Origin of the sequence: Bradyrhizobium sp. CCBAU 21365, from assembly GCF_015291305.1 — a bacterium.
GTDB lineage: Bacteria > Pseudomonadota > Alphaproteobacteria > Rhizobiales > Xanthobacteraceae > Bradyrhizobium > Bradyrhizobium elkanii.
Window position 1 is genome coordinate 5,410,256 of sequence record NZ_CP030036.1, and the last position, 25,407, is coordinate 5,435,662.

24 protein-coding genes and 1 pseudogene are annotated in these 25,407 nt (G+C 65.5%); 8 read left to right on the top strand and 17 right to left on the bottom strand.

The annotated features are described in order from the left end of the window. The gene (locus XI02_RS25295) at positions 1–1,374 is read right to left on the bottom strand and encodes an Nramp family divalent metal transporter (RefSeq protein ID WP_026192843.1); all 1,374 of its coding nucleotides are present in this window, start codon (positions 1,372–1,374) and stop codon (positions 1–3) included. A 121-nt stretch (positions 1,375–1,495) separates the two neighbouring features. Here XI02_RS25295 and XI02_RS25300 point away from each other — a divergent pair, with 121 nt between their 5' ends. The 4 genes from XI02_RS25300 to XI02_RS25315 all read left to right on the top strand — a co-directional run bounded on the left by XI02_RS25300 (position 1,496) and on the right by XI02_RS25315 (position 6,427). Then, positions 1,496–2,626, top strand: a complete 1,131-nt coding sequence (locus XI02_RS25300; RefSeq protein WP_018271929.1) for a PspA/IM30 family protein — start codon at positions 1,496–1,498, stop codon at positions 2,624–2,626. Continuing rightward, positions 2,623–3,285 carry an OB-fold-containig protein gene (locus XI02_RS25305; RefSeq protein WP_069276880.1) on the top strand — a complete coding sequence of 221 codons (663 nt, stop codon included), beginning with the start codon at positions 2,623–2,625 and terminating at the stop codon, positions 3,283–3,285. Before XI02_RS25300 ends, XI02_RS25305 begins: the two co-directional genes overlap by 4 nt. A 3-nt stretch (positions 3,286–3,288) precedes the next feature. Then, on the top strand, positions 3,289–5,043 hold the full coding sequence (locus tag XI02_RS25310; protein ID WP_018271931.1) for a flotillin family protein: 1,755 nt from the start codon (positions 3,289–3,291) through the stop codon (positions 5,041–5,043). 142 nt (positions 5,044–5,185) lie between these two features. Then, positions 5,186–6,427, top strand: coding sequence for an MFS transporter (locus XI02_RS25315; protein WP_026192845.1), 1,242 nt, complete (start codon positions 5,186–5,188; stop codon positions 6,425–6,427). Positions 6,428–6,528: 101 nt separating this feature from the next. Here the strand turns inward: XI02_RS25315 and XI02_RS25320 are convergent, their stop codons facing one another. Next, the gene (locus tag XI02_RS25320; protein WP_026192846.1) at positions 6,529–7,785 is read right to left on the bottom strand and encodes an adenylate/guanylate cyclase domain-containing protein; all 1,257 of its coding nucleotides are present in this window, start codon (positions 7,783–7,785) and stop codon (positions 6,529–6,531) included. 174 nt (positions 7,786–7,959) lie between these two features. Here XI02_RS25320 and XI02_RS25325 point away from each other — a divergent pair, with 174 nt between their 5' ends. Beyond that, the gene (locus XI02_RS25325; protein ID WP_018271934.1) at positions 7,960–8,151 is read left to right on the top strand and encodes a hypothetical protein; all 192 of its coding nucleotides are present in this window, start codon (positions 7,960–7,962) and stop codon (positions 8,149–8,151) included. Here the strand turns inward: XI02_RS25325 and XI02_RS25330 are convergent, their stop codons facing one another. Continuing rightward, on the bottom strand, positions 8,152–9,030 hold the full coding sequence (locus XI02_RS25330) for a DMT family transporter (protein ID WP_026192847.1): 879 nt from the start codon (positions 9,028–9,030) through the stop codon (positions 8,152–8,154). 90 nt (positions 9,031–9,120) lie between these two features. On the opposite strand from XI02_RS25330, the gene XI02_RS25335 reads away from it, so the two are divergent. Then, the gene (locus tag XI02_RS25335; RefSeq protein ID WP_018271936.1) at positions 9,121–9,939 is read left to right on the top strand and encodes a helix-turn-helix domain-containing protein; all 819 of its coding nucleotides are present in this window, start codon (positions 9,121–9,123) and stop codon (positions 9,937–9,939) included. On the opposite strand, the gene XI02_RS25340 is transcribed toward XI02_RS25335, so the two are convergent. The 13 genes and pseudogenes from XI02_RS25340 to rpoZ form a co-directional block, all read right to left on the bottom strand. Further along, a complete protein-coding gene (locus XI02_RS25340) occupies positions 9,930–10,733 on the bottom strand; it encodes an N-acyl homoserine lactonase family protein (RefSeq protein WP_085964945.1) in 804 nt (267 codons plus the stop codon). The two genes, XI02_RS25335 and XI02_RS25340, sit on opposite strands and share 10 nt — an antisense overlap. A 154-nt stretch (positions 10,734–10,887) precedes the next feature. Further along, positions 10,888–11,844: a cation diffusion facilitator family transporter gene (locus XI02_RS25345; RefSeq protein WP_018271938.1), complete on the bottom strand. Its 957-nt coding sequence runs from the start codon at positions 11,842–11,844 to the stop codon at positions 10,888–10,890. A gap of 108 nt (positions 11,845–11,952) precedes the next feature. Further along, a complete protein-coding gene (gene parC, locus XI02_RS25350; protein WP_016844013.1) occupies positions 11,953–14,208 on the bottom strand; it encodes a DNA topoisomerase IV subunit A in 2,256 nt (751 codons plus the stop codon). A 119-nt stretch (positions 14,209–14,327) separates the two neighbouring features. After that, a pseudogene (locus XI02_RS45490) lies at positions 14,328–14,546 on the bottom strand (hypothetical protein); the annotation flags it as partial. Between the two features lie 168 nt (positions 14,547–14,714). Beyond that, on the bottom strand, positions 14,715–15,461 hold the full coding sequence (gene recO / locus XI02_RS25355; protein WP_018271939.1) for a DNA repair protein RecO: 747 nt from the start codon (positions 15,459–15,461) through the stop codon (positions 14,715–14,717). Positions 15,462–15,517: 56 nt separating this feature from the next. Continuing rightward, complete coding sequence (locus XI02_RS25360; RefSeq protein WP_016844011.1) at positions 15,518–15,898, bottom strand: hypothetical protein; 381 nt, start codon at positions 15,896–15,898, stop codon at positions 15,518–15,520. Positions 15,899–15,912: 14 nt separating this feature from the next. After that, entirely contained in the window at positions 15,913–16,836 is a 924-nt protein-coding gene (gene era, locus XI02_RS25365; RefSeq protein ID WP_018271940.1) for a GTPase Era, read from the bottom strand. After that, positions 16,829–17,650, bottom strand: coding sequence for a ribonuclease III (gene rnc / locus XI02_RS25370; protein WP_018271941.1), 822 nt, complete (start codon positions 17,648–17,650; stop codon positions 16,829–16,831). The genes era and rnc overlap by 8 nt, the downstream gene beginning before the upstream one ends. After that, positions 17,647–18,408 (bottom strand): signal peptidase I, encoded by a 762-nt coding sequence (lepB, locus tag XI02_RS25375; RefSeq protein WP_018271942.1) that lies wholly within the window; start codon positions 18,406–18,408, stop codon positions 17,647–17,649. Before lepB ends, rnc begins: the two co-directional genes overlap by 4 nt. 283 nt (positions 18,409–18,691) lie before the next feature. After that, positions 18,692–19,108, bottom strand: a complete 417-nt coding sequence (acpS, locus tag XI02_RS25380; protein WP_016844006.1) for a holo-ACP synthase — start codon at positions 19,106–19,108, stop codon at positions 18,692–18,694. Beyond that, the gene (locus tag XI02_RS25385) at positions 19,105–19,875 is read right to left on the bottom strand and encodes a pyridoxine 5'-phosphate synthase (RefSeq protein ID WP_018271943.1); all 771 of its coding nucleotides are present in this window, start codon (positions 19,873–19,875) and stop codon (positions 19,105–19,107) included. Before XI02_RS25385 ends, acpS begins: the two co-directional genes overlap by 4 nt. A gap of 179 nt (positions 19,876–20,054) precedes the next feature. Next, positions 20,055–22,346, bottom strand: a complete 2,292-nt coding sequence (locus tag XI02_RS25390) for a bifunctional (p)ppGpp synthetase/guanosine-3',5'-bis(diphosphate) 3'-pyrophosphohydrolase (protein WP_026192848.1) — start codon at positions 22,344–22,346, stop codon at positions 20,055–20,057. A 210-nt stretch (positions 22,347–22,556) separates the two neighbouring features. Beyond that, positions 22,557–22,949, bottom strand: a complete 393-nt coding sequence (gene rpoZ, locus XI02_RS25395) for a DNA-directed RNA polymerase subunit omega (RefSeq protein ID WP_016844003.1) — start codon at positions 22,947–22,949, stop codon at positions 22,557–22,559. 360 nt (positions 22,950–23,309) lie between these two features. Here rpoZ and XI02_RS25400 point away from each other — a divergent pair, with 360 nt between their 5' ends. Both XI02_RS25400 and XI02_RS25405 read left to right on the top strand, forming a co-directional pair. Continuing rightward, positions 23,310–23,942 (top strand): NYN domain-containing protein, encoded by a 633-nt coding sequence (locus tag XI02_RS25400; RefSeq protein ID WP_016844002.1) that lies wholly within the window; start codon positions 23,310–23,312, stop codon positions 23,940–23,942. Continuing rightward, entirely contained in the window at positions 23,923–24,582 is a 660-nt protein-coding gene (locus tag XI02_RS25405; RefSeq protein WP_016844001.1) for a uracil-DNA glycosylase, read from the top strand. Before XI02_RS25400 ends, XI02_RS25405 begins: the two co-directional genes overlap by 20 nt. A 181-nt stretch (positions 24,583–24,763) precedes the next feature. Here the strand turns inward: XI02_RS25405 and XI02_RS25410 are convergent, their stop codons facing one another. Next, positions 24,764–25,345 (bottom strand): peroxiredoxin, encoded by a 582-nt coding sequence (locus XI02_RS25410; protein ID WP_026192849.1) that lies wholly within the window; start codon positions 25,343–25,345, stop codon positions 24,764–24,766. Between the last annotated feature and the right edge of the window lie 62 nt (positions 25,346–25,407).

Below are 25,407 nucleotides of genomic sequence, written 5' to 3' on the forward strand. Positions count from 1 at the left end.
TTAGCCGCCGAAGAACGTATCGATCAGCAGCTTCACGTTCAGGATGACGATCAGCCCGGCGACGATCCACGCCGCCACCGCGACGGGGCGTGAGATCGCGAACGCGCCCATCTTGCGCTTGTCGGACACGAAGCGCACCAGCGGGATCACCGCGAACGGCAGCTGCATCGACAGCACGACCTGGCTGAACACCAGCAGTTGCGCCGTGCCGCTCTCGCCATAGAGCGCAGCGACCACGATGACAGGGACGATCGCGATGCCGCGGGTCACCAGCCGCTGCAGCCAGTCGGGCAGCCGCAGATCGAGAAAGCCCTGCATCACGATCTGTCCGGCCAGCGTCGCCGTTACCGTCGAGTTGAGGCCGGAGGCGAGCAGCGCCACGGCAAACAGCGTCGAGGCGATGCCCAGCCCAAGCAGCGGCGACAGCAGCTCGAACGCCTGGTCGATCTCGGCGACGTCGGAATGGCCGCTCTTGTGGAAGGTCGCGGCCGCCAGCACCAGGATCGCGGCATTGACGAACAGCGCCAGCATCAGCGCGATGGTGGAATCGGTGGTCGCCCATTTGATCGCGTCGCGCCGTCCCTCCTCGGTCCGCGGATAGGCGCGGGTCTGCACGATCGAGGAGTGCAGATAGAGATTATGCGGCATCACGGTGGCGCCGATGATGCCGATCGCGATGTACAGCATCTCCGGATTGGTGACGATCTCGCGCGACGGCATGAAGCCGCCGATCACAGCGGCAACCGGCGGCGCGGCGGCGGCGATCTGGACGACGAAGCAGACCGCGATGACGATCAGGAGCGCGATGACGAAGGCCTCGAGGAAGCGAAAGCCGCGGTTCATCAGGAGCAGCAGCAGGAATGCATCGAGCGCCGCCAGCAGCGCGCCGCCGATCAGGGGAATGCCGAACAGCAGCTTGAGCGCGATCGCGGTGCCGATCACCTCGGCGAGGTCGCAGGCAATGATTGCGGCCTCGCAGGCGAGCCACAGCAGCAAATTCACCGGGCGCGAATAGGTTGCGCGGCAGGCCTGGGCGAGATCGCGGTCGGTGGCGATGCCAAGCCGCGCGGCGAGTGCCTGCAGCAAAATCGCCATCAGGTTCGAGAGCAGGATGACCGACAGCAGTGTGTAGCCAAACTTCGATCCGCCCGCGAGGTCGGTGGCCCAGTTGCCGGGGTCCATATAGCCGACCGAAACCAGATAGCCCGGCCCGGCGAAGGCCAGCAGCCGTCGCCACCACAGGCCACCCGACGGCACCGCGACGGTCGCGTTCACCTCCGGCAGGCTGCGCACATGTCCGGCATCGCCCCGCCAGCCGCCTGGCACGGCATTGGGAACGGAAACGGAAGACAGTTCAGGGGTCCGAGCATCCATTCGATAAGGATGGCCGATCTCTCCCGTTATTGCAACTCATTTGCAACTGCATCTAGGCTCACGAAAATGATACCGGGCGCTCTTCTTGTAAAGCACTGAGGAAGTGCTTTACGTTAGATGCATGATCAAGCTGCCCGTCGAGACGCCCACCGCGACGCTACGCTACGCCCTCGCCCCCGACCCTTCAGGCATCGAGGCGATCGAGGCGACCTTTGCGGCCTACGACCGGATGATGGCGATCCTTGCCGAGGTCGCCCCCGTCGGCGCCAACCTGGTCTCGCTGCACGCCCAGGCCTACGAGAAGATCCGCAAGGAGACCGGCCTGCCCGCACGGCTGGTGACGCTCGGCCTGCGCGACCGCGCCAATTACATCGCAGGCGCCGCCGTCCGCCGGATACCGCTCGACGACAAGTTGTTCGCGATCAAGGGTCCAACTTCACTGACCATTAGCACTGTCAGCGGACGTGTCTTGGTGCCGTTCGACGTGCCGGGATATGTCTCGGGCTGGGAAAGCCCCTTCCCGGCGCATTTGATCTCGGATGGACGCGGCTACGAAATCCACATCGCCGTCAAATCGAAATCAGCACAATCGGAGGAGAAGACCATGCTTCACGAAGGCATCCTTGCGCGCATGGGCCGGCTTCTTGCCGCCATCGCGAGCCAGACCATCGACAATGTCGAGAACAACAACAAGGTCGCGCTGGTCAAACAGGCGATCCGCGAGATCGACGCCGGCGCCGACGAGGCGCGCTATGCGCTCGGCAAGTCGCGCGCCGAAGAATTCCGCTTGAGGAAACGGCGCGAGGAACTGGATATCGAAACGACTGCTCTGAACGAAAAGATTCGTCTCGCACTTGCGGAAAATCGCGAGGATCTCGCGCGCGCCGGCGTCGCACGGCAAATTGATCTGGAGTCGCAGGTGATCGCGCTGGAACGCGCGATGGATTTCATCGAGCTCGAAATCGATGAGCAGACCAAGGCACTGCAGGCCATGCTCGGCGCGCGTCGTGAGGCAGAGACGCGCCTGGCCGATCTCGAACAAAGCCTGATCCGCGAGGCCCAGGACGAAACCAGCCGGGGCCCATCCGCGACCAATACATTGAGTGCTGAGCGCGCCATGGCGGCGATCGCCCGGGTCACCGGCGTTCCCGCCTCCAGCGTGCTCGGCGACAAGGAGCTTGACGAACTCGATCGCCTGCATCGCGAAAAGGAAATCGCGGCGCGGCTTGAAAGGATCAAGTCAGAAAAATGAGTGCAGTTGGCGACATTCTGCTCGCCCCCGACGTGCGGCCCTTCGCGGTCGCGGCTGCGATCATGGTGGCACTTGGCGGTATCGAATTGCTGAGCACCATGATCGGACTTTCGATCAGCGAATTGATCGGCAAGGATTTCGCGGTCGAGGCCGAGAGCCACAACGCTCTCAGTGGCCTGTTTCTCTGGATCAACGCCGGGCGGCTTCCCCTCCTGATCCTGATCATCCTGATCCTCGGCATCTTCTCGATCGGAGGCTTTCTGCTTCAGGGACTGGCGCATGCCGCAGGCACCGCCATCCCGGTCTCGCTTGCCGCGGTGGTTGCTGCCGCAGGCAGCATCCCCGTGATCAGAAATACCAGCCGCGGCCTCGCCCGCATCATTCCGCGCGACGAGAGCTATGCGGTCAACGACAGCGACTTTGTCGGCAAGGTCGCAACCGTGTCGGTCGGCCCGCTCGATCAGGGCCTGCCCGGCAGGGTCCGTCTCAAGGATGTCTTCGGCAACTGGCACACCGTGTCGGCGCGTGCCAGCGCGGAATCCGGGGCATTGCCGGTCGGCGCCAGCGTGCTGCTGGTCGACCGCGACGCCAAGGGCTTCATCGCGATTGCCGCTCCAGCCGACCTCGTCGAACAACAACGATCTTCCAACAGGGCATAACACATGTGGGAACTTGCTGTACCCGTCGTTATTGGCGTCATCGTCATCCTCGTTATCGGTCTCCTGTTCGCAAAACTCTACAAGCGCTCGACGCGCGACGAGGCCTATGTCCGCACCGGCCTCGGCGGCCAGAAGGTGGTGCTCGACGGCGGCTCGCTCGTGCTGCCGATCTTCCATTCCACCGCGGCGGTGAACCTGAAGACGCTGCGGCTCGAGGTCGCGCGCGGCGGCCCGGACTCGCTGATCACCAAGGACCGCATGCGCGTCGATATCGGCGCCGAGTTCTATCTGCGCGTCAAACCCGACTCGTCGTCGATCGCGCTCGCCGCGCAGACGCTCGGCAACCGCACCAACGACGCGGCCGAGCTGCGCGAGCTGGTCGAGGCCAAGTTCGTCGACGGCCTGCGCTCGGTCGCCGCGACCATGAACCTCGAGGAATTGCAGGAGCAACGCGCCACCTTCGTCAAGGCGGTGCAGGACGCGGTCGGTGCCGACATCCAGAACAACGGTCTCGAGCTTGAATCGGTGTCGCTGACGAAGCTCGACCAGAGCGACATCAAGCACTTCAACCCCAGCAATTTCTTCGACGCGCACGGCCTCACCACGCTGACCAAGATCACCAAGGAGCGTGAGCAGGAGCGCAACCAGATCGTCCGTACCACCGAGGTCAACATCGCCCAGCAGGACCTGGTGGCGCGGCAGACCACGCTGACGATCGAAAGCACCAAGCGCGAGGCCGAGCTCGCCCAGCAGCGCGACATCGCCAACAAGACCGCCGCGATGCGCGCGCAGACGGCGCAGGTCGAACAGACCGCGCTGCAGAACGAGGCCGAATACCGCATCCAGCAGGAGCTCGCGGTCGCCAACAAGCAGACCGAGGCCAACCAGGCCCGCGACACCCGCAAGATCGAGGCCGATCTCGCGGTCAAGCGCCGCAATACCGAGATGGAGCGCGACCTCCAGATCGTGGCGCAGGAAAGCGCCATCGCGGTCGCAGCCAAGAGCAAGGAGCAGTCGGAGGCCCAGACCATCGCCGAGACAGCGCGCGCGGTCGCGATCGCCGCCGAGGAAAAGGTCACCACCGCCCGCGCCACCGAGATCGCCGAGCGCGACAAGATCATCAACGTGATCGCGGCGCGCAAGGCGGCCGAGACCGACGCGATGCCGATCACGGTGATGGCCGAGGCCGAACGCCAGGCCGCCGCCAACAAGGCGGAAGCCACCAACGTGCTCGCCAAGGCCGATGCGGCGGCCGCCACCACCCGCGCTGCCGGCGTCAAGGCGCTCGGCCAGGCCGAAGCCGAGGTCGCGACGATGAAGGCGGAGGCGCGCAACACGCTGAGCGCCGACATGATCGCCTACGATCTCAACCTCGCGCGGATCAACGTGATCCCGAGCGCGCTCGCCGAGGCGGTGAAGCCGATCGAGAAGATTTCCGACATCCGGATCTTCGACACCGGCAGCATGCTCGGCCGCGGCGGCGCCAACGGCCACGCCAACGGCAATGGCGGCCTCGGGCTCGGCGACGGCCTCGCCGCGCAGCTGCTGTCGGTCTCGGCGTTCAAGCCGATGATCGACAAGATTCTCTCGGAGGCAGGCTTCCCCGCCTGCTCCGACGCGCTCACCAGCCTGACCAGCGCGCTGGCGCAGCGCAAGGCCGAGGTCGCCGAAGCACCGACGGTGGGCATCGAAAGCGCGCCAACCGCGCAGGTCGGCACCATTACGGGCCAACTGGCGCCTGCTCCCAAACAGCAGTGACGGCTTTCAGCCAGGTCTGACTCTAGAAGAGCCCGCCGATCCCCTTCGGCGGGCTCTGCTTTTGGCGTTATCGGGAAACGGGTGGGATCGGGCCTCTTCCAACCACACACTACCGGGCAGTCGAATGATCAAGGATTCTGCCATGTCCGCCGATACGCCTCGCCTGCCGGCCACCTTCAACCGCCTGGCCTGGTCCAACCTTGCCGCGCAATCGGCCGAACAGATTGCGCTTGCGGCTGCGCCCATCGTGGCCGTGCTGCTGCTCGGCGTCGGCGAAGGCCAGACCGGCGTGTTGCAGACCGCGCTGACGCTGCCCTTCATCCTGTTTGCGATCCCCGCCGGCCTGCTTGCCGACCGCGTGTCGCGGCGCTGGGTGATGGCGGGCTCCGAAGCGCTGCGCGCGGCCGCGCTTGCCGCAATGCTGCTGCTCTTGTGGCTCGGCCTGATGACGCTGCCGCTGCTGGCCCTGCTCGGCTTCATCGCGGTCTGCGGCACGGTCGCCTACAGCGTCGCTGCGCCGGCGCTGGTCCCCTCGCTGGTGACGTCACGGCAATTGCCGGCGGCGAACGCCCGCATCGAGCTCGCGCGCACCGTCGCATTCGCCAGCGGCCCCGCGCTCGGCGGCGTGCTGGTCGGCTGGGTCGGTGCCGCGCCCGCATTCGGCTTCGCCGCGGCGCTGTCGGCGATCGCGGTCGTGCTGCTCGCCGGCATCTACGAGCCGGCGCGGCAGCCCGCCCCGCGGCGCCATCCGTTGCAGGACATCAAGGAAGGCGCAGCCTTCGTGATGCACCACGCCTTGCTGCGGCCGGTGTTCATCACCCAGTTCATCTTCAACACCGCGTCGTTCCTGCTGCTCGCCGTGTTCGTGCCCTATGCGGTGCGTCATCTCGGGCTCAGTGCGACCGGTGTCGGCACCACGCTTGCGATGTACGGCGTCGGCATGGTGGTCGGCGCGCTGTTCGCCACCCGCGTGATGAAGCGGCTGGCGTTCGGCACCGTGATCGGGCTCGGCCCCGTCACCGGCTTCGTCGCCGCGGCCGTGATGGCGCTGACGACCTGGATTGCGACGCCGCTGCTCGCGGGCCTCAGCTTCTTCCTGCTCGGCGTCGGCCCGATCCTGTGGGTGATCTCGACCACCACGCTGCGGCAGTCGGTGACGCCGCCGTCGCTGCTCGGCCGCGTCTCGGCCATCAACATCATGAGCTACGGCGCCCGCCCGCTCGGCTCCGCGCTCGGCGCCATCGTCGGCGGCCTCTACGGTGCCGAGGCCTGCCTCTATCTCGCGGCCGCGATCTTCGCCGCCCAGGCGCTGGTGATCCTGATGTCGCCGGCGGTGTCGCTGACGCGGCAGCCCGACATGGTCGGCGAACCCGCGCGCTGCTGATCCCGGGTCTTCTCAGCCGTCATTGCGACTGGTTCGTCGCTTCAGCGCAAAATTACTCGGCAATTTTGTCGCGAGCTTCTCGCAATGACGGTGGAGAGACGCTAGCTCGCCAGGTAACGCTCGTATTTGCCGCCGACCACCTCGTCGGCGGCGACAGCCGGATCCAGCGTGTAGAGATCCTGCGCATGGCCGATGCCGCGCAGCACGAAGCGGCCGGTGGAGACCAGATAGTTGCGGCCGGCGGCGTCGAGCCCGGTGCGGAAATCGGTCGAGGTCAACAGCTCGCGATCGACCGAGGCGCACATCGAGGCGATCCGGCTGACCTCGTTGACGGCGGGCCCGACCACCGTGAAATCCAGCCGGTCCTCGCTGCCGATATTGCCGTAGAACACCTGGCCGACATGGAGCCCGACATAGGCCGTCGTGGTCGGCCGACCCTCGTTCTCGCGGCGATCGTTCAGCACGCGGATGTTATGCCGGAATCTGTGCTCGGCCCGCAGCGCCGCTCGCTTGGCGCCTGCCACGTTCTCGCCGGTGAACATCGCCAGCACGCCGTCGCCGATCAGCTTCAGCACCTCGCCGCCGGCGTCATGGATCGCGTCGATCGAGGCCTGCGCATAGTCGTTGAGGAACGGGATGATCTCGTCCGGGCCGATGCGTTCGCTGATCGCGGTCGAGCCACGCACGTCGGAGTACCACAGCACGGCCTTGATCTTCTCGGTGATGCCGCGCTGCATGCGTCCGCGCAGCACCTGCTCCGCGGTGTCGCGGCCGAGATAGACCCGCCCCAGCGTGCGGGCGATCTCGACCTGGGCAGCCGATTTGATCGCGAGCCCGAGCACCGGCACCAGGTCGCGCAGCGCCGCCAGATGGTTCTCGTCGAACCCGTCCGAACGACGCGTGGTGTAGTAGGAATAGAAGCAGTCCATCTCGCCGATCGTGCCGGCCTCGCCGAAGCGATGCACGAAGGCGGCGAAATGCTTGTGGCCCTTTTCGGCCAGTTCGCCGATCATCGAGAAATCGTGCGAGGTGTCGGCGAGATCGATCACTATCTCGTCATGGCCGTTTTCGAGCATGTGGTAGAAGGCCGACCGCCGCCAGGTCTGACTGGCCTCGCCGGCGCTGGTCGAGCCGTATTCGAAGATGTCGGCCTCGTTGCTCTCGCCGTCGTTCCAGCGGAAACCGCGTCCCTCGAAGATCGGATGCAGGGTGTCGATGAAGACGATCGCCCGCGACAGCGGCATGCCCGCGGCCCGGCAGCGCTCGCAGAAACCGCGCAGCAGGTCGTTTTCCGGCAGGCCCGTCAGACCTTGGCGGACCAGCCAACTCATCAGGCGCAAACGGGGTGTCAGTTCCATAGATTGGATTATGCCGGGCAATTGGTGCGGGAGGAAGGCCTGCTGGTCGCGTGACAGATGCGAACGCCAATGCGGCATTGCAAGGCCGCCCGCCTCACCATTTCCTGCGGAACACGACCGCCGAAGAGCGCCGATTCCGCTTCCTTTTGTCCGGCCGCTCGCGCACAACAGCGCATGGACAACGACACTGACCCGCAAAACCCGATGCGTCGCCTCATGCAATGGGCGATCACCCCGCCGCAATCCTATGGGGTCTATCTTGTCGGTCTTATCCTGGTGTTCGTCCTGTCGTTCTACGCCGGCACGCTGAAGCCGAAGCACTCGCCTGCCCCGCCGGCAACCGCGCCGGCCGCCCCGCGCGGCTGATCAGACCGGTTTGGTTTCCGACGTCGCAATCCAGATGCCCGCAAAGACCGCGATCAGGCCGACGACCAGATTGGCCGTGATCGGCTCGCCGACCAATTGCTTCGCAAGCAGCCCGGCGGCGATCGGATTGACCGTCATGGTGTTGGCGACGCGGGTCGGCGAGGCCCGCTCAAGTGCCAGCACCCACAGGATGAAGGCCAGCGCACCGCTGGCTATCCCGAGATAGAGCCCCGCGATCCACTGCGAGGGACCGAACTCGCGCAGCGTCGCCAGGCTGCCGGTGAACGATCCGACCACGACGAGCGCCGCCGCGCCGGCGCCCATGCCGACGGCAAGGAAACCGAGCGCGCTGGAGCGGCGGATGAACGGCCGCGACAGCACGTTGTAGAAGGCCATGCAGAGCACCGCGGCGGCCATGATCAGTTCGCCGCGCCATGCGCCCGGTGGCGCTGCCGCCAGCCCGGATGCCAGCGCCGCCGCCACGCCGAGCACCGCAATCGAAACCCCGATCGATTTGCGCATCGTCAGCGGCTCGATGCCGAGCAAGGCGCCGACGACCATGGTGGAGAGCGGCAAGGTCGCCAACGCCAGGCTGGCGCGCGCCGCCGTCGTGTAGGACATCGCGAGATTATAGAGCACGAAGAACACGCCGAAGAAGGCGACGCCGAGCGCCGCGACCGCCGGCAAGTCCCCGCGCCGCGGCCACTTCGTCCCGAGCAGGACCGCGGCGGGAAGCACGCAGAGAAAGCCGATCGCCCAGCGCAGGATCGCCAATGTGATCGGGTCGGCGTTGCCAGCCAGATAACGCGTGATCGCCGCCGCCGTGCCGCCGAGGCAGCTCGAGACCAGTGCAATCGCAACGCCGATCCACTCGCCCATCCCGATCCCCATGCGTTTTCGGTTCGCTTGTGGCATCTTGCCCGGCGAGATCATTCCGGCAACTACTTGGCAGGTATTTGGCAGGTACCCATGTCGCAGCAGCGCGATTTTGCAGCCAGCCTGCGCTGGTGGCGGCAACGCAAGGGGCACTCGCAACTCGAGCTCGCCGGGCGCGCGGATATCTCGCAGCGCCATCTCAGCTTCCTCGAGCTCGGGCGCGCCGCGCCGAGCCGCGACATGGTGATCCGGCTTGCCGCGGCGCTCGACGTGCCGTTGCGCCAGCAGAACGCGCTCTTGGTCGCGGCCGGCTTCGCGCCGGTCTGGCGGCAAACCGACCTCGCCGCACCGGAGCTCGCCCAGATCCGCTACGCACTGGATTTCATCCTGGCGCAGCAGGAGCCCTTCCCGGCGGTCGTGGTCGACCGGCACTGGAATCTGCTGCTCGCCAATTCAGGCGCCGGGCAATTGGTGGAATTCCTGGTCGGGCCGCTGGCTCCAGGCACGGCGGTCAATCTCGCCGATGCGCTGGTCGCGCCCGGTGTGTTGCGCCCCTATCTCACCAACTGGACCGTGGTGGCCGGCTACTTCGTCCGCAGTGTCGAGGCCGATGCCGCCGCCGACGGCACCACCGCGACGGCGGAATTGCTCAAGCGCCTGCTGGCCTATGACGGTGTCGAAGCCGCGTTGGCCGCGCCGCCGGGGCCGACATCCGGGCCGGTGCTGCCGATGCTATTCCGCAAGGGCGACGTCAGCCTGCAATTGTTCACCACGATCGCGACGCTGGGGACGCCGCAGGACGTCACGCTGCAGGAGCTGCGCATCGAAAGCTTCTTTCCGATGGACGAGGAGACCGCGCAGATCTTTCGAACCTGGTCGAAAGCGAACCCCGCCAAGGCGGCTCAGTCGTAGAAGTCCGGCGACAGCTTCAGCCCGTCGCGCTGCGCCTTGTCGTGGTTGATCCAGAGCTGCGCCTTCTCCTTTGTCAGCGTGTCGGCGATCTTCTGCATCGAGGCCAGCGTCTGCTCCTTGCTGACGTTCATGCTCGGCGCGCGCCGGTTGTCCCAATTGTCCCTGAAGTGAACGGCATCGCCGGTCAGCACGACCGCGCCTGTCTTCGGCAGTTTCACCAGCAGCGACTGGTGGCCGGGCGTGTGGCCTGGCGTCGACAGGATGGTGACGCTGCCGTCGCCGAACACGTCGCGGTCGCCTTCGAGCTTCGTCACGGGATGCTCGGGCTTGAAGCGCGGCGCGTTGTTGGCGCCGGGCCACTCATACTCCGCCTTCTGCACATACAGCATCGCGGCCGGGAACAGCTCGACATTGCCGATGTGATCGGGATGGGTGTGCGACACGGCGATCGCCTTGATGTCTAACGGCTTGACGCCGAGCTGGTCGAGCTGCACGGCGAGCGTCTTCGGCCGCCGCCAGGTGACCGCCTTCGGATCGGCCGGCGCAAGGCCGTCCGGCATCGCCGTCACCGCGTCGGGAATCCCGGTGTCCCACAGCAACCAGCCCTGGGCGTGCTTGATCAGGTAGCAATTGTCGACGAAGTCCATCGACTTGCCTTCATTGACGCCGGGCGACCAGCGTGAAATGTCGCCGGCAACGCCCTCGCCGCAGTTGAGGATGTAGAGCTTCTCGACGCCTGATTTCGCCGGCTCGGCGTCCGCATGCGGCAGCACGCCCACGGCCCAGAACAACATTGCAAGACCGATTGCCTTCTTCACGTTGCCCTCCATTGATCGAGCCGGTTGCTTCAGCGCGCGGCCGCAATGTGCCGTGTCGTCGCCGCCCGTGGAAGACGTCGACATGGGTCGAGCGATCAATTGAATGCGAGTGCGCGGCCGGCTGCGTCGGCTAGACCATCTCCGCCGGCGCCAGCCGGCAGGTCTCGCTGCTGATCTCGACCTGCAGCGTCGCGTGGTGGATGCTGAACCGCTCCGAGAGCTCGGCGCAGACGTGATGCAGGAAGACATCGTCGTGTCCGCCGGGCCGCACCAGATGCGCGGTCAACGCGGTCTCGCTGGTGCTCATCGCCCAGATGTGCAAATCGTGCACCTCGGTGACGCCCTCGAGCGCGCCGAGATAATCCCTCACCTCTTTGAGATCGATCCCCCTCGGCACCGCGTCGAGCGCGAGGTTGACGCTGTCGCGGGCGAGCTCCCAGCCACTCAGCAGCACGACCACCGCGATGACGAGGCTGATCGCCGGATCGATCCACTGCCAGCCGGTCGCCATGATCAGGAGCGCGGCGATCACGACGCCGAGCGAAACGCCGGCATCCGCCGCCATGTGCAGATAGGCGCCACGGACATTGAGATCGCTGTCGCGGCCGCGCATGAACAGCAGCGCCGTGCCGCCATTGATCAGGACGCCGAGTGCCGCGACCCAGACCACGGTCCAGCTTGCAACCTCGGCCGGCTCGCGCAAGCGGTTGATCGCCTCGACCGCGATGCCGCCGACCGCGATCAGCAGCAGCCCGGCATTGAACAGCGCCGCCAGGATCGAGGCGCGACGGTAGCCATAGGTGTGGGTATCGGTCGGCCGCCTGCCCGCGAGCCATGCCCCGCCCCAGGCCAGCAGCAGCGCGATGACATCGGAGAGATTGTGAACGGCGTCGGAGACCAGCGCCAGCGAGTTGGCTGAATAGCCGAAGATCAGCTCCGCGACGACGAAGGCGGTGTTCAGCGACGCGCCGACCGCAAAGGCCGTGCCAAAATTGTCAGGCGCGTGGCTGTGCCCGGCATGGGAATGCCCGGCGTGGGCATGTCCGTGAGAATGACCGCTGTGGTCGTGGTCGTGATTGTGCGCCATGGCAACCGTCGCCCGATGTCGTCGGCGACGGTTATAGCGCGGTGAAATGTGGATACTATCACACCGCGCCAGTTAGCCGCGTAGCCCGGATGGAGCGCAGCGCTACAGTTACTCCACGCCGCGGTTGAACTTGTTCGATTTCGGCAGGCCGTGGGCGAGCCGGCCGGCGTCGGCGCGGTTGCCGCGCCAGTCGGCCAGTTCCTTCATGGTCATGCTGTGCTCGCGGCCGGCGGAATCCTTCCAGGTCAGGCCGGTCTTGGCGTCGAACACCGCAACGTCAGACAGCGACGCGCTGGTGTATTTCTGCAGCCGCACGCCGCGGCCGCGCGCCATCTCCGGCACCTGGTCGAGGCCGAACAGCACCATCTTGTGGTTGGTGCCGATCACCGCGACGGTGTCGCCGTTCACGGTCGTGATCGCGCGGGCCTCGTTCGGCATTTCGACGTTGAGCACCTGCTTGCCCTTGCGGGTGTTGCCGACGCAGTCCTCTTCCTTGACGATGAAGCCCTGCCCCTCGCTGCTCGCGATCAGGAACTTGCGCTCGCCCTTGTTGACGAACAGCGAGATGATCGCGGCATCCTGCTCGAGATCGATGAACATCCGGATCGGCTCGCCATGGCCGCGGCCGCCCGGCAGTTTTGCCACGTCGAGCGAATAGAACTTGCCGTTGGTGGCAAACAGCAGCAGCTTCGAGGTGGTCTCGGCAAAAAACGAGTGCTCGAGCTTGTCGTCGGTCTTGAAGGCAAGCCCCGAGAGATCCTCGACATGGCCCTTCAGCGTCCGCACCCAGCCCTTCTCTGATATCACGACGGTGCACGGCTCGCGCTCGACCAGCGCTTCCTCGATCGCGGCGAGGTCATGCTCGGGCGCATCGGCGAAGGTGGTGCGACGCTTGCCGAGCGGCGTCTTCGGTCCGAAGATGTCGCGGACCTTGCGCACCTGATCGCCGACCTTGGCCCACTGCTCCGTCTCGGAAGCGAGCAGGCCCTCGATCCCCTTCAGCTCCTTGCGAAGATCCTTGTCCTCGGTCCGAATCTCCATCTCCTCCAGGCGGCGCAAATTGCGCAGGCGCATGTTGAGGATGGCGTCAGCCTGGATCTCTGACAGCTTGAAGGTCTTCATCAAGACCGGCTTCGGCTCGTCCTCGGTGCGGATGATCTTGATCACCTTGTCGAGGTTCAGATAGGCGACGAGGTGGCCGCCCAGCACTTCCAGGCGGTGCTCGATCTGGGTCCTGCGGAAGTTGGACCGGCGGACCAGCACGTCGCGCAGATGGTCGAGCCATTCGCGCAGGCACTCGGCAAGGCCGACCACCTTCGGGATGCGGCCCTTGATCAGCACGTTGAGGTTCAGCGAGATCTTGCTTTCCAGCTCGGTCAGGCGGAACAGCGACTCCATCATCAGCGCCGGATCGACGGTGCGCGATTTCGGCTCGATCACGAGCCGGACGTCCTCGGCCGACTCGTCGCGGACGTCGGCGACCAGCGGCAGCTTCTTCTCGTTGATGAGCTCGGCGATCTTCTCCACGATCCGCGACTTCTGCACCAGCCACGGAATCTCGGTGACGACGACCACCCAGGTGCCGCGCGCGCCCTCCTCCTGGGTCCAGCGCGAACGGGTGCGGAACGAGCCGCGCCCCGTGGTGTAAGCCTCGACGATCGCTTCCTTGGAATCGACCACGATGCCGCCGGTCGGGAAGTCCGGGCCCTTGACCCATTTCAGCAGCGCCTTCGACTTGGCGTCGGGCTTCTCGATCAGATGCAGCGCGGCGTCGCAGAGTTCGGCCGCGTTGTGCGGCGGGATCGAGGTCGCCATGCCGACCGCGATGCCCTGCGCGCCGTTGGCGAGCAGGTTCGGAAAGCCGCCCGGCAGCACCACCGGCTCTTTCGACTGACCGTCGTAGTTGAGGCGAAACTCGACGCCGTCCTCGTCGATGCCGTCGAGCAGCAGCCGCGCGACCTCGGTCATGCGCGCTTCGGTGTAGCGATAGGCGGCCGGGTTGTCGCCGTCGATATTGCCGAAATTGCCCTGGCCGTCGACCAGCGGGTAGCGCGAGGAGAAATCCTGCGCCAGGCGCACCATGGCGTCATAGATCGCCTGGTCGCCATGCGGATGGAACGAGCCCATCACGTCGCCGACGATCTTGGCCGACTTCTTGAATGCGGCGCGCGGGTCGAGCCCGAGCAGGTCCATGCCGTAGAGGATGCGCCGGTGCACCGGCTTCAGCCCGTCGCGGGCGTCCGGCAGGGCGCGATGCATGATGGTCGAGAGCGCATAGGCGAGATAGCGCTCCTCGAGCGCGTCACGCAGCGGCACCTCGTGAATTTCGGCCGGCTCTTCCGGCGGAATCTGTCGTTTTCCCATGGGGAGGCGTTAAACCTTGGCGGTGAATCGGGCAAGCCGCGAATCACGCGAACCGCGCATCGATGCACCTGATTCGCGCAATTATTGTGCCGACTGGCCGGCCGTCCGCACGGGCTTGACGGGAGTTTCCTTGAGCAATGGCGGGCGACATCGATCTCGGCGTCGGTTGCGCCATGGGCTCTGGCCCAGCTTTCGGCCGCCGCGGCCGAATATCTGGCGACGTAGTAGCGAACCACCGTGCAGGAGACGCGACGGAGCACGCCCCCCTGCTCGCCGGCCATTGCGTCCGGCGCCAGCGTCAGCAACGCCGCTGAAATAACAATTCCCCGCAGAAACATCGGTCGCCCATCGATGGAACCACGTCCCCGCAATGCTTCACCAGGCGATCTCGTTCCCGTCCCGCCCTGCATGACAGGGGCGCGGGAATGTCAGTGCTTCGCGCCATCGACCTGCAAGGCGAGCTCGATGACCTCGATCCCGTCAAAACAGCAGCTCGGGGCGCGGGATCACGTCCCCGCCAGCCGGCGCCGCCTCGTTACGGCGTTGATAAATCCGTCGCGGGCGTCGGAATGACCCTGCCCGCGGGGCTCCAGCACGTGGCGGAGCAGGAACAGGCCGGTGATCTGGAAACCATCGAGCAGGTCCTGGTCCGACCAGCTGTTGGCCCCGCCCTCGCCTTCGCGCAGGAACGCCGGCAGCGGCAACAGCCGGTCGCGCCACGGTTCGCCGGCGGCGCGGGACACGGCGCCGCCGGATTTCGGCGACACATAGATCAGGTCCGACGTCTCCCCGGTGGCCGCGCAGTTTCCCAAGTCGAGCCCGAAGCCGAGCTCGGTCAGCATGGCGAGCTCGAACCGGATCAAGTGCACGGCGGCAACGCCGGCGTCCTCGAAATCGTCGAGCGTCCCTTGCAGCATCCAGTAGATGTCCTCATGCGGATCGCGCTCCGGCAGCAGCCGGGCCAGCGCCGCCAGATGCGTGACGCCGTAGACCGCGTGCGATGAGCCGAGCAGCGTCGCCGCGCGCAGCCGCGTGCCTTCCAGCGCATACATGCCGAGATGCTCGTCGAGCCGCGCCCGCCACACCGCGGTAACGCTGTTGCCGGGCTGCAGCAGCGGCCGCATCCGCGAGCTGGCGCCGCCGCGCACCAGGCCGAGATGGCGGCCGTGCTCGCGCGTCAACAGCTCGACGATGGCGGAGGATTCGCCATGCCGCCGCACGCCCAGCACGATGCCTTCGTCGCTCCATTCCATGTGCGGAGTCTAGCAGGATTCCGCGGATGAACGCAGCTTTCCTCACGCGTCATGCCCTACGCGTTGAACCAGCCCCGCGCGTCGCCGGTGAAGGAATAATACAGCCCGGCGGTGGTCAGGATGCACGACACGACCTCGATGGCGCTGTCGATCTCCATGCCCCTTGCGCCGATGACCTGCACCAGGGACATCACCGACAGGACAAGCACCGCGAGCAGCGCCCAGCGCGGCCAGTTCTTGCGATGCTGCGCGGCAAGCCGGACGAAATACATCAGTAGCAGGATCATGCAGCCGGCCGTCAGGGTCTCGCCCATGATCATCTGCTCGGTCTTCAGGATGGTCGGCGTGCGGTCCTGGAACGCCACCGACAGCGCATCCAGCGTCAGCGACAGATAGAGCAGAACCTCAAACCACAGCACGTTTCTGGGCACGTTCATGCAGACGTCGACTCTTATTCCTTGGGGAAGTCCAGCCCCATTTCCTTGTAGCGATCGGGATCGTCACCCCAGTTCTCACGCACCTTGACGAACAGGAACAGATGCACGGGGACGCCCATGATCTCGGAGATCTCGGCACGCGCCTGCGCGCCAATCGACTTGATGGTGGCGCCGCCCTTGCCGAGCACGATCTTGCGCTGGCTCTCGCGCTCGACAAAAATCGTCTGCTCGATGCGGATCGATTTGTCCTTGCGGTCGGTCCAGCTGTCGGTCTCGACCGTCGACTGGTACGGCAGTTCCTGATGCAGATGGCTGTAGATCTTCTCGCGGGTGATCTCGGCCGCCAGATGCCGCATCGGCGCATCCGACATCTGGTCCTCGGGATAGAGGAACGGCCCTGCGGGCACCAGCTTGGCGAGCGTCTGGCGCAAATCGGCAACGCCGTCGCCGGACAGCGCCGAAATCATGAAGGTGTGCTCGAAGCGCATCCGCTCGTTGGCGGCCTGCGCCAGCGCCAGCAGCTTCTCGCGCTGCACGAGATCGACCTTGTTCAGCACCAGGATCTTCGGATGCGCGACGGTTTCGAGCTTGGCCAGGATCGCGTTGGCCTCTTCGTCGAGGCCCGACTTCGCATCGAGCAGCACGCAGACGAGATCGGCGTCGTGCGCGCCGCTCCAGGCGGTCGACACCATGGCGCGGTCAAGCCGGCGCCGCGGCGCGAAGATCCCTGGCGTGTCGACCAGGATGATCTGCGCGTTGCCCTCGATCACGATGCCGCGGATCAGCGCGCGCGTGGTCTGCACCTTGCGCGAGACGATCGTGACCTTGGAGCCCACCAGCGCGTTGACCAGCGTCGACTTGCCGACATTGGGCGCACCGATCAGCGCGACGAAGCCACAGCGCGTCGCGTCCCCTTGCCCTTTGGCCTCGTCAGTCATTGGTGCCGACGCCTTCGCGCTCGATCATCGCGGATGCTGCCGCCTTCTCCGCCGCGCGCTTGTTGCCACCGAGGCCCTCGGCGGAGGCCAGGCCCGGCAGGTCAACCGCAACGCGGAATTGTGGATCGTGATGCGGGCCGGTGCGTTCGACCTCGCGATAGACCGGCGTCGGCAGCCCCTTGCCCTGCGCCCATTCCTGCAGCACGGTCTTGGGATCGCGCAGCGGCCGGCGCAGCTTGTGCATCCGTTCGGTCCAGTTGCGCTCGACGAACTGGCGCGCGGCCTCATAGCCGCCGTCGAGAAAGATCGCCCCGATCACCGCTTCGCAGATATCGCCGAGCACGGACTTGCGCAGCCGGGCGCCCTCGACCGCCTTCACCATGCCGAGCTTGATGTCCTCGAGCAGCCCGAGTGCCTTGGCGACGTCGGCGCAGCTCTCCTTGCGCACGAGGTCGGCGAGCCGCTTCGACAATTCGCCCTCGTCGGCCTTGGGGAACGATCGGAACAGCATGTCCGATACGATCAGCCCGAGCACGTGGTCGCCGAGGAACTCCAGCCGCTGGTAGCTGTCGGCGCGGTTGCGGGTGGCGGGCTTCAGCGCGGAGACGTGGGTGAACGCGGTGGTCAGCAGCGCGGGATCCTGGAACGTGTACCCGATCCGCGCCTCGGTGCCCGCGATCGCGGCCTTCTCCTCAGCGGCCTTGGCCGCCTTGCTGCGCCGTTTCTTCGGCGCGGCTGTGCTGTCGGCGGCAGGCGTCTGGCTCGGCTCGCCGGTCGGCGCAGGATCGTTGATGGCTGCGGTATCGTCGTTCATCGCACGATAGAGAATAGGCGATTCCACCGCACGGCAAGCGGCCAGCGCCAGATCATCCAGGCCTGCTCGCCCTCGGCGATCGAGAAGAAGATCATCTGGGCCCGCCCGATGATGTTCTCGAACGGCACGTAGCCGACCTGCGACAGGAAGCGGCTGTCGGTGGAGTTGTCGCGGTTGTCGCCCATCATGAAGAAATGCCCGGGCGGAACGGTGTAGACGATGGTGTTGTCCATGTAGCTGTTGTCGGTGCAGTCCAGCGTCTCATAGCTGACGCCGTTCGGCAGCGTCTCCTTCCAGCGCTTGACGCGGGCGGTCGCATCCGCCGAGCCGCAGGGATCCTCGCCGACGAAATCGCTCAGCCGCTCCCGCTTGATCGGCTCGTCGTTGATGTAGAGCAGCCCGCTCTTGACCTCGATGCGGTCGCCGGGCAGCCCGATGACGCGCTTGATGTAGTCGGTGGAGTCATCCCGCGGCAGGCGAAACACCACGATGTCGCCGCGGTTCGGCTCCGAGCCGAAGATGCGGCCCGAGAAAATGTTCGGCGAGAACGGGATCGAATAGTGGCTGTAGCCATAGGAATATTTCGAGACGAACAGATAGTCGCCGACCAGGAGCGTCGCCTTCATCGACCCGGAGGGGATGTTGAACGGCTGGAACAGGAAGGTGCGGATAACGAGCGCGATCAGAAGAGCATGGATGACGACCCGGACGGTCTCGCCCAAGCCGCTTTCAGATTTGGTCCCGGTGGTCACGCTCATTGCTTTCCCAATTCCCGTGGACTGATGTCCACGCGGTGGCAGAACGTTCTCTTCGCGCGAAGCGTTCGGCCTTCGCGTGAGGAAAATGGCCTTGATTCTGATCTTGAGGGCAAATTCCGGCCTAAACCCGGAATCAGCATCTCGCTCGATATAACCCTGCGGCGTTTTAGACGGTTGTTCGCAGGGGTGCAATCAATCGTCGCCTCAAAACTTCGCAATTCATTGAAATATCAATGATTTTTTAGTTTTCTGAAGTTTTCCGGCAGAATCCGGCGCCGCGGCCTCATCTGGCGGGCGCAACCGCCGAAATTATGACGAAGGCCTGGGCCAACGGCCAATCGTCGGTGATCGAAAGGTCGATCTGCGCCTGCATGCCCTCGGGCGTCAGTTCCTGGAGCCGGGCCAGCGCCCCGCCGGTCAGCCGCATCGACGGCCGTCCGCCCGGCAGGTTCACGACGCCCATGTCCTTCCACCACACCCCGCGCCGGATACCGGTGCCGAGCGCCTTGGAGCAGGCCTCCTTGGCGGCGAAGCGCTTGGCGTAGGTCGCCACCACCATCTTCTCGTTGTTGGCGCGGCGCATCGCCTTGGCGCGCTCGGCGTCGGTGAAGATGCGCTCGAGGAATCGCTCGCCATGGCGCTCGATCACCTTGGCCACCCGGGTGATGTCGATCAGGTCGGAGCCGATGCCGATGATCATGCGCTGACGGCGCCCTGCGCCCTGGCGCGGCCGCGGTCCATTGCCGCACGCATCTCACGCACCGTCCCGGCGATGCCGACGAACAGCGCCTCGCCCATCATGAAATAGCCGATGTTCAACTCCCGGATTTCGGGCAGCGCGGAAATCGTCTCCGCGGTGTCATAGTCGAGCCCATGGCCGGCATGGACCTCGAGCCCGGCCGCCTGCGCGAGCCTGGCGCCGGCGACGATCCGCTTCCATTCGGCCTCCGCCTTGTCCTGGTGGCCGTCGACCACGGCGTCGCACCAGCCACCGGTGTGGATCTCGATCACCGGCGCCTTCAGCTTCGCGGCCATCTCGATCTGCCGGGGATCGGCGGCAATGAACAGCGAGACGCGGATGCCGGCGTCATTGAGCCGTGCGATGAACGGGGCCAGCGCGTTGTGCTGGCCGACGACGTCGAGGCCGCCTTCGGTGGTGAGTTCCTGGCGCCGTTCCGGCACCAGGCAAACCGCGTGCGGCTTGGTGGCGAGCGAGATCCGCAGCATGTCATCGGTCGCCGCCATCTCGAAATTCAGCGGCTTGGAGATCTCGGCCTTGAGCCGCGCCATGTCCTCATCGCGGATGTGGCGGCGATCCTCGCGCAGATGCGCGGTGATGCCGTCGGCGCCGGCCTCGATCGCGGCAAGCGCCAGCCGCACCGGATCGGGCCGCGCACCGCCGCGCGCGTTGCGCAGGGTGGCGACGTGATCAACATTGATACCGAGACGCAGCGGCGGAGACGACATCAAATCACTCTCTGACAAACCAGTTGAACCATCCCCTCATCCTGAGGAGCGGCGCCTGCGCCGCGTCTCGAAGGATGTGGCCCCGTCTCGGGCCGCATGGTTCCCGAGCGATGCGAAGCATCGTCCGGAGAGGGCGCTGACACGCCTCCTCACCATGAGGGCCGATGACAGGCGGAAGTCTAACCATTGACGCGCTCGACCCTGGCGACGACGGCCTTGGCGCGCAGCTGGGCGATGATAGCGCTGAGATGCTTGAGGTCATAGACCTCAAGATCGATGGTCAGCTCCGTGAAATCAGGCGATTGGCGCGACATGTGGATGTTGTCGATGTTGCCGTCGTGCTCGGCGATCACGGTCGCGATCTGGGCGAGGCTGCCGGGCTCGTTGACATTGTGGACCAGGATGCGGGCCGGGAAGCGCTGCGGCATGGTCTCGTCGATATCCCAGCGCACGTCGAGCCAGCGCTCCGGCTCCTCCTCGAAATCCTTCAGCGCCGGCGACTGGATCGGATAGATCGTGATCCCCTCGCCTGGCGTGACGATGCCGACGATCCGGTCGCCCGGCACCGCCCCGCCGTTCGGCGCGAACTTCACCGGCAGGTCGGAATTGATGCCGCGCACCGGGATCACCGAGGTGGCGCGCGCCGGATGCGGCGGGTTCTGCGTCTTCAGCTTGGCGGCGAGGCCTTTCTTGGCGCCATAGCGCACCAGCCGCTCTTCCTTGTAGTCCGGATACATCGCGCGTGCGACGTCGGAGGCCTTGATCTCGCCGCGCCCGACCGAGGCCATCACGTCCTCGATCGAGCTGCGCGCGAGCCGTGGCAACGCGCCCTTCAGCTTGTCGTCGGCGTATTCGATCTTGGCGCGGGCAAACAGGCGGTCGACGATGCGGCGGCCGAGGCCGGCATACTGGTCGCGCACCGCGTCACGGGTGGCACGGCGGATCGCAGCCCGCGCCTTGCCGGTGCGGGCGAGCGCCTCCCAGGCCGACGGCGGCGCCGACTGCGCTTTCGAGGTCAGAACCTCGACCTCGTCGCCGTTCTGCAGCTCGGAGGACAGCGGCGCGAACTTGCCGTTGATCTTGCAGCCGACCGCGCTGTTGCCGACACCGGTGTGCACGGCATAGGCGAAATCGATCACGTTGGCGTTGCGCGGCAGCGCGATCAGCTTCCCCTTCGGCGTGAAGCAGAACACCTGGTCGTGGAACAGCTCGAGCTTGGTGTGCTCGAGGAATTCCTCCGGATTGGCGCTTTCCGAGAGGATGCCGATGGTGTGGCGCAGCCAGGCGAAGGCGTTGGACTCGTGCTTCAGCCGCTCGTGCGGCGAGCCCGCGCCCTCCTTGTAGAAGGCATGCGCGGCGATACCGAACTCGGCGATCTGGTTCATGTCCTCGGTTCGGATCTGCAGCTCGACGCGCTGCTTGCCCGGCCCGATCACCGTGGTGTGGATCGAGCGGTAGTCATTCTGCTTCGGGGTCGAGATGTAGTCCTTGAAGCGGCCCGGCACCACCGGCCAGGTGGTGTGGACGATGCCGAGCGCGCGGTAGCAGGCCCCGACATCGTCGAGGATGATGCGGAAGCCGTAAATATCGGACAGCTGCTCGAAGCCGACCGACTTGCGCTCCATCTTGGTCCAGATCGAAAACGGCTGCTTGCGGCGGCCGAACACCCGCGCGGTGATGCCGTTCTTCTGCAGGTTCTTGGAGAGCTGGGTTTCGATCTCGCCGATCAAATTGCGGTTGCGCTCGGCCAGTGAATCGAGCCGCTGCTTGACCACCGCATAGGCCTCGGGATCGAGCACGAAGAACGACAGGTCCTCGAGCTCCTCGCGCATCTCGTGCATACCCATGCGACCGGCCAGCGGCGCATAGATATCCAGCGTCTCCTCGGCGATGCGCCGGCGCGAGGCCGGCGGCACGAATTCCAGCGTGCGCATGTTGTGCAGCCGGTCGGCGAGCTTGATCAGCAGCACGCGGACGTCGTCGGCGATCGCAAGCAGCAGCTTGCGCAAATTCTCGGCCTGCTTGGCCTCGCGCGACACCAGTTCCAGCCGCTTCAGCTTGGTCAGGCCTTCGACCAGCGCGCCGATCTCGTGGCCGAACACGTTGTCGATCTCGGCCCGCGTCGCCTCGGTGTCCTCGATCGTGTCGTGCAGCAGCGCCGCCACGATCGTGGCGTCGTCGAGCTTGAGGTTGGTGAGGATCGCGGCGACCTCGAGCGGATGCGAGAAATAGGGGTCGCCGGAGGCACGGGTCTGCGTGCCGTGCGCCTTCATGGCGTAGACATAGGCGCGGTTGAGCAGGTCTTCGTTGGTATCGGGGTTATAGGAGCGGACGCGCTCGACGAGGTCATATTGTCGCATCATTCGCGTCCGCGGCTTGGCCGGCCTCTCCGCCGTGGACGACGTCGGCGCCACCGCTACCGTTTCGGTTGCAGCCTGCATCTGGATGGAACTTCGGCGTCGGTACGCCATGAACTCGTTGCCTCTCGCGCGGGACCGGAACGCCCCACCTTTGCTCAATCTAGTGCGCTTTCGAATGAAGCAGCACCCCGCGCGGGCCCTGGAACCATTCAATTTCCCGCGTCCGCATAGGACGCACCGTAACAGCAAAATTGTCAACAAAAGCAAAGGCCCGGAGCAATGTCCGGGCCTTCGGCAAATCGGTTCGAAACGACGGCGAGCTTACTCGTCTTCCTCGGGCTGCTCCTCCGGGGGCGCCAGACCCTCGAGGCCCTTCAGCAACTCTTCCTCGGTCATCCGCTCGACCGCCACCTCGGTGTCGTCGGCGTCGACGCTGGCACCGGCGGAACCGATCAGCGGCACGGTGTCGGGCTCGGGCTCGTCGACCTCGACGAACTTCTGCAGGGAGTGCACGAGCTCCTCTTTCAGGTCTTCCGGCGAGATCGTCGAATCGGCGATCTCCCGCAGCGAGACGACCGGATTCTTGTCGTTGTCGCGATCAACCGTGAGTTGCGACCCCGACGAGATCATCCGGGCGCGATGCGCGGCCAACAGGACGAGGTCGAAACGATTGTCGACCTTGTCAATGCAATCTTCGACGGTGACGCGAGCCATCTCGAGGCGCTCCGTGGTAAAAGGGACCGAACATGTAGGTTATGAGGGTTAGTTATAGGCCCAGCCCCCGTTTCGCAAGGTAAATTTGTGATTTGCCTTCCGAACAGGCTCTGATAACCCGGTCCGACGGGGGCCAGAAGGGCCGGAGCGTCTGACGACATGGCTAGGTTGCTGTCCCAGGCGAGTAAATCTCTTCATTGCAATGTCAAGGGTCTAGGCTTTTTGCCCTCGCCTCACCATAATTGCGGTGGTGACTGTCGTGGGGAAAGATTCACAGAACTTTAGGCAGCAACGCCGGAAATTGCGCGCGGTTGATCACCGCCGCGCTAAGAACACTAACAACCACGCGAGAACACTTTGATGTCGTCACCTGTTTCCAACAAGATCGCGCTCTTCATCGACGGAGCGAATCTTTACGCCACCGCTAAGACGCTGGGCTTCGACATCGACTACAAGCGCCTCCTCAAGGAGTTCCAGAGTCGCGGTACGCTGCTCCGTGCGTTCTACTACACGGCGATCATCGAGGATCAGGAGTATTCGTCGATCCGCCCGTTGATCGATTGGCTCGATTACAACGGCTACACCGTCGTCACCAAGGCGACCAAGGAATTCATCGACGCCAGCGGCCGCCGCAAGGTGAAGGGCAACATGGACATCGAGCTCGCCGTCGATGCCATGGAACTCGCCGAGCACATCGACCAGATGATTCTGTTTTCCGGCGATGGCGACTTCCGCTCGCTGGTGGAGGCCGTGCAGCGCCGCGGCGTTCGCGTCACGGTCATCTCCACCATCGCCAGCCAGCCGCCGATGATCGCCGACGAGCTGCGCCGCCAGGCCGACGTCTTCACCGACCTTGTCGAGCTGCAATCCAAGCTCGGCCGCGATCCGTCGGAACGCCCGGCCCCGCGCGAACCGCGCCACCACTCCCCGCAATTCCTGCAGCGCGCGACCACCATGGCCCCACGGGGAGCCGATGACGATTTCGACGAGTAACCTCGTCGCCGCTGCCACGCGCCCCGACAGCAACTGTCCGCTCTGTCCACGGCTGGCCGAGTTCCGCGCGCAGGCGCGCGCGCGAGAGCCGGGCTGGTTCAACTCACCGGTGGAATCGTTCGGCGATCAGAATGCGCGGCTATTGATCGTCGGGCTCGCGCCGGGCCTGCAGGGCGCCAACCGCACCGGCCGTCCCTTCACCGGCGACTACGCCGGTGATCTGCTTTATGCGACCCTGCTCGAATATGGCTTCGCCAGCGGCGTCTATCAGGCGCGGCCGGACGACGGGCTGAAGCTGGTCGACGCCCGGATCAGCAACGCGGTGCGCTGCGTGCCGCCGCAGAACAAGCCGCTGCCGGCCGAGATCAACACCTGCCGGCAATTCCTCCGTGCCACCATCGCAACGATGCCGAAGCTGCGCGCGATCGTGCTGCTCGGACGAATCGCCCACGAATCGACTCTCAAGGCGCTGGACGTTCGCTTGGCGGCCGCGCCCTTTGTGCACGGTGCCGTGCATAGCGCAGGCAAATTCAAGCTCTACGACAGCTACCACTGCTCGCGCTACAACACGAACACCGGCGTGCTGACGACCGATATGTTCCGCAAGGTCTTCGCGACCGTGCGCAAGGAGCTCGGCTAGCATATGCTCTGCCCTGGTGCGGAGGCATGCACAATTTCGGAATATTAGAAATATATCCCTGAATTGCCCGACGTGTCAAGGTTGCCTGGTCGAACGCCGGCCGCCGCCGGCTACTTTGCATGGGGTTGTTTTCGATATTTTGGCAGCGTCACCTGCGACCGCCCCATCGCATCATTTTGCTCTAGTCCCTCCGCGGATTAGCCTTCAGCCAAGCCAGCACGTCGCCGGCGTTCCGGTCGGGCGGGAACACCGGATAGAACACGTGCGTGATGCGCGCGTCGTCGATCACGAGGGCGAGCCGCTTGATCAGGGTCAGGCCGGCCACCGACATCGTCGGCAACCTCAGCGTGCGCGTCATTTCCAGCGCGTCGTCGGACAGCACCGGGAACGGCAGATGCAGCCGCGACGCCATCTCGGTCTGGTACTCGTTGCTTTGCGTCGACAGCCCGAACACCTGGGCAGCACCGGCCGACTTCAGCTCGGCGAACAGGTCGCGGAATGCGCAGGCCTGCGGGGTGCAGCCGCGGGCGCCCGGGATCATGTCCCAATCGTCGACCAGCCCGATCTTGCCGGGCTCGCCGGTTCGCGGATAGGCGAACACCACGGTGCGGCCCTTGAGCGCCGACAGCGCCACCGCGGTGTCGTCGGTGGCACGCAGCCTGACCGGCGGGATCGTCATGCCGGTCAGATGCGCCGCGCCGCCGTCATCCGTGGGCGCCGGGATCTTGCTCCAGTCGACATCGGTAAGGCTCGATTGGCTCATGGCCCAAATCTCCATCCACCGTCATCGCGAGCACTCGCGACAAAATTGCGGAGCAATTTTGC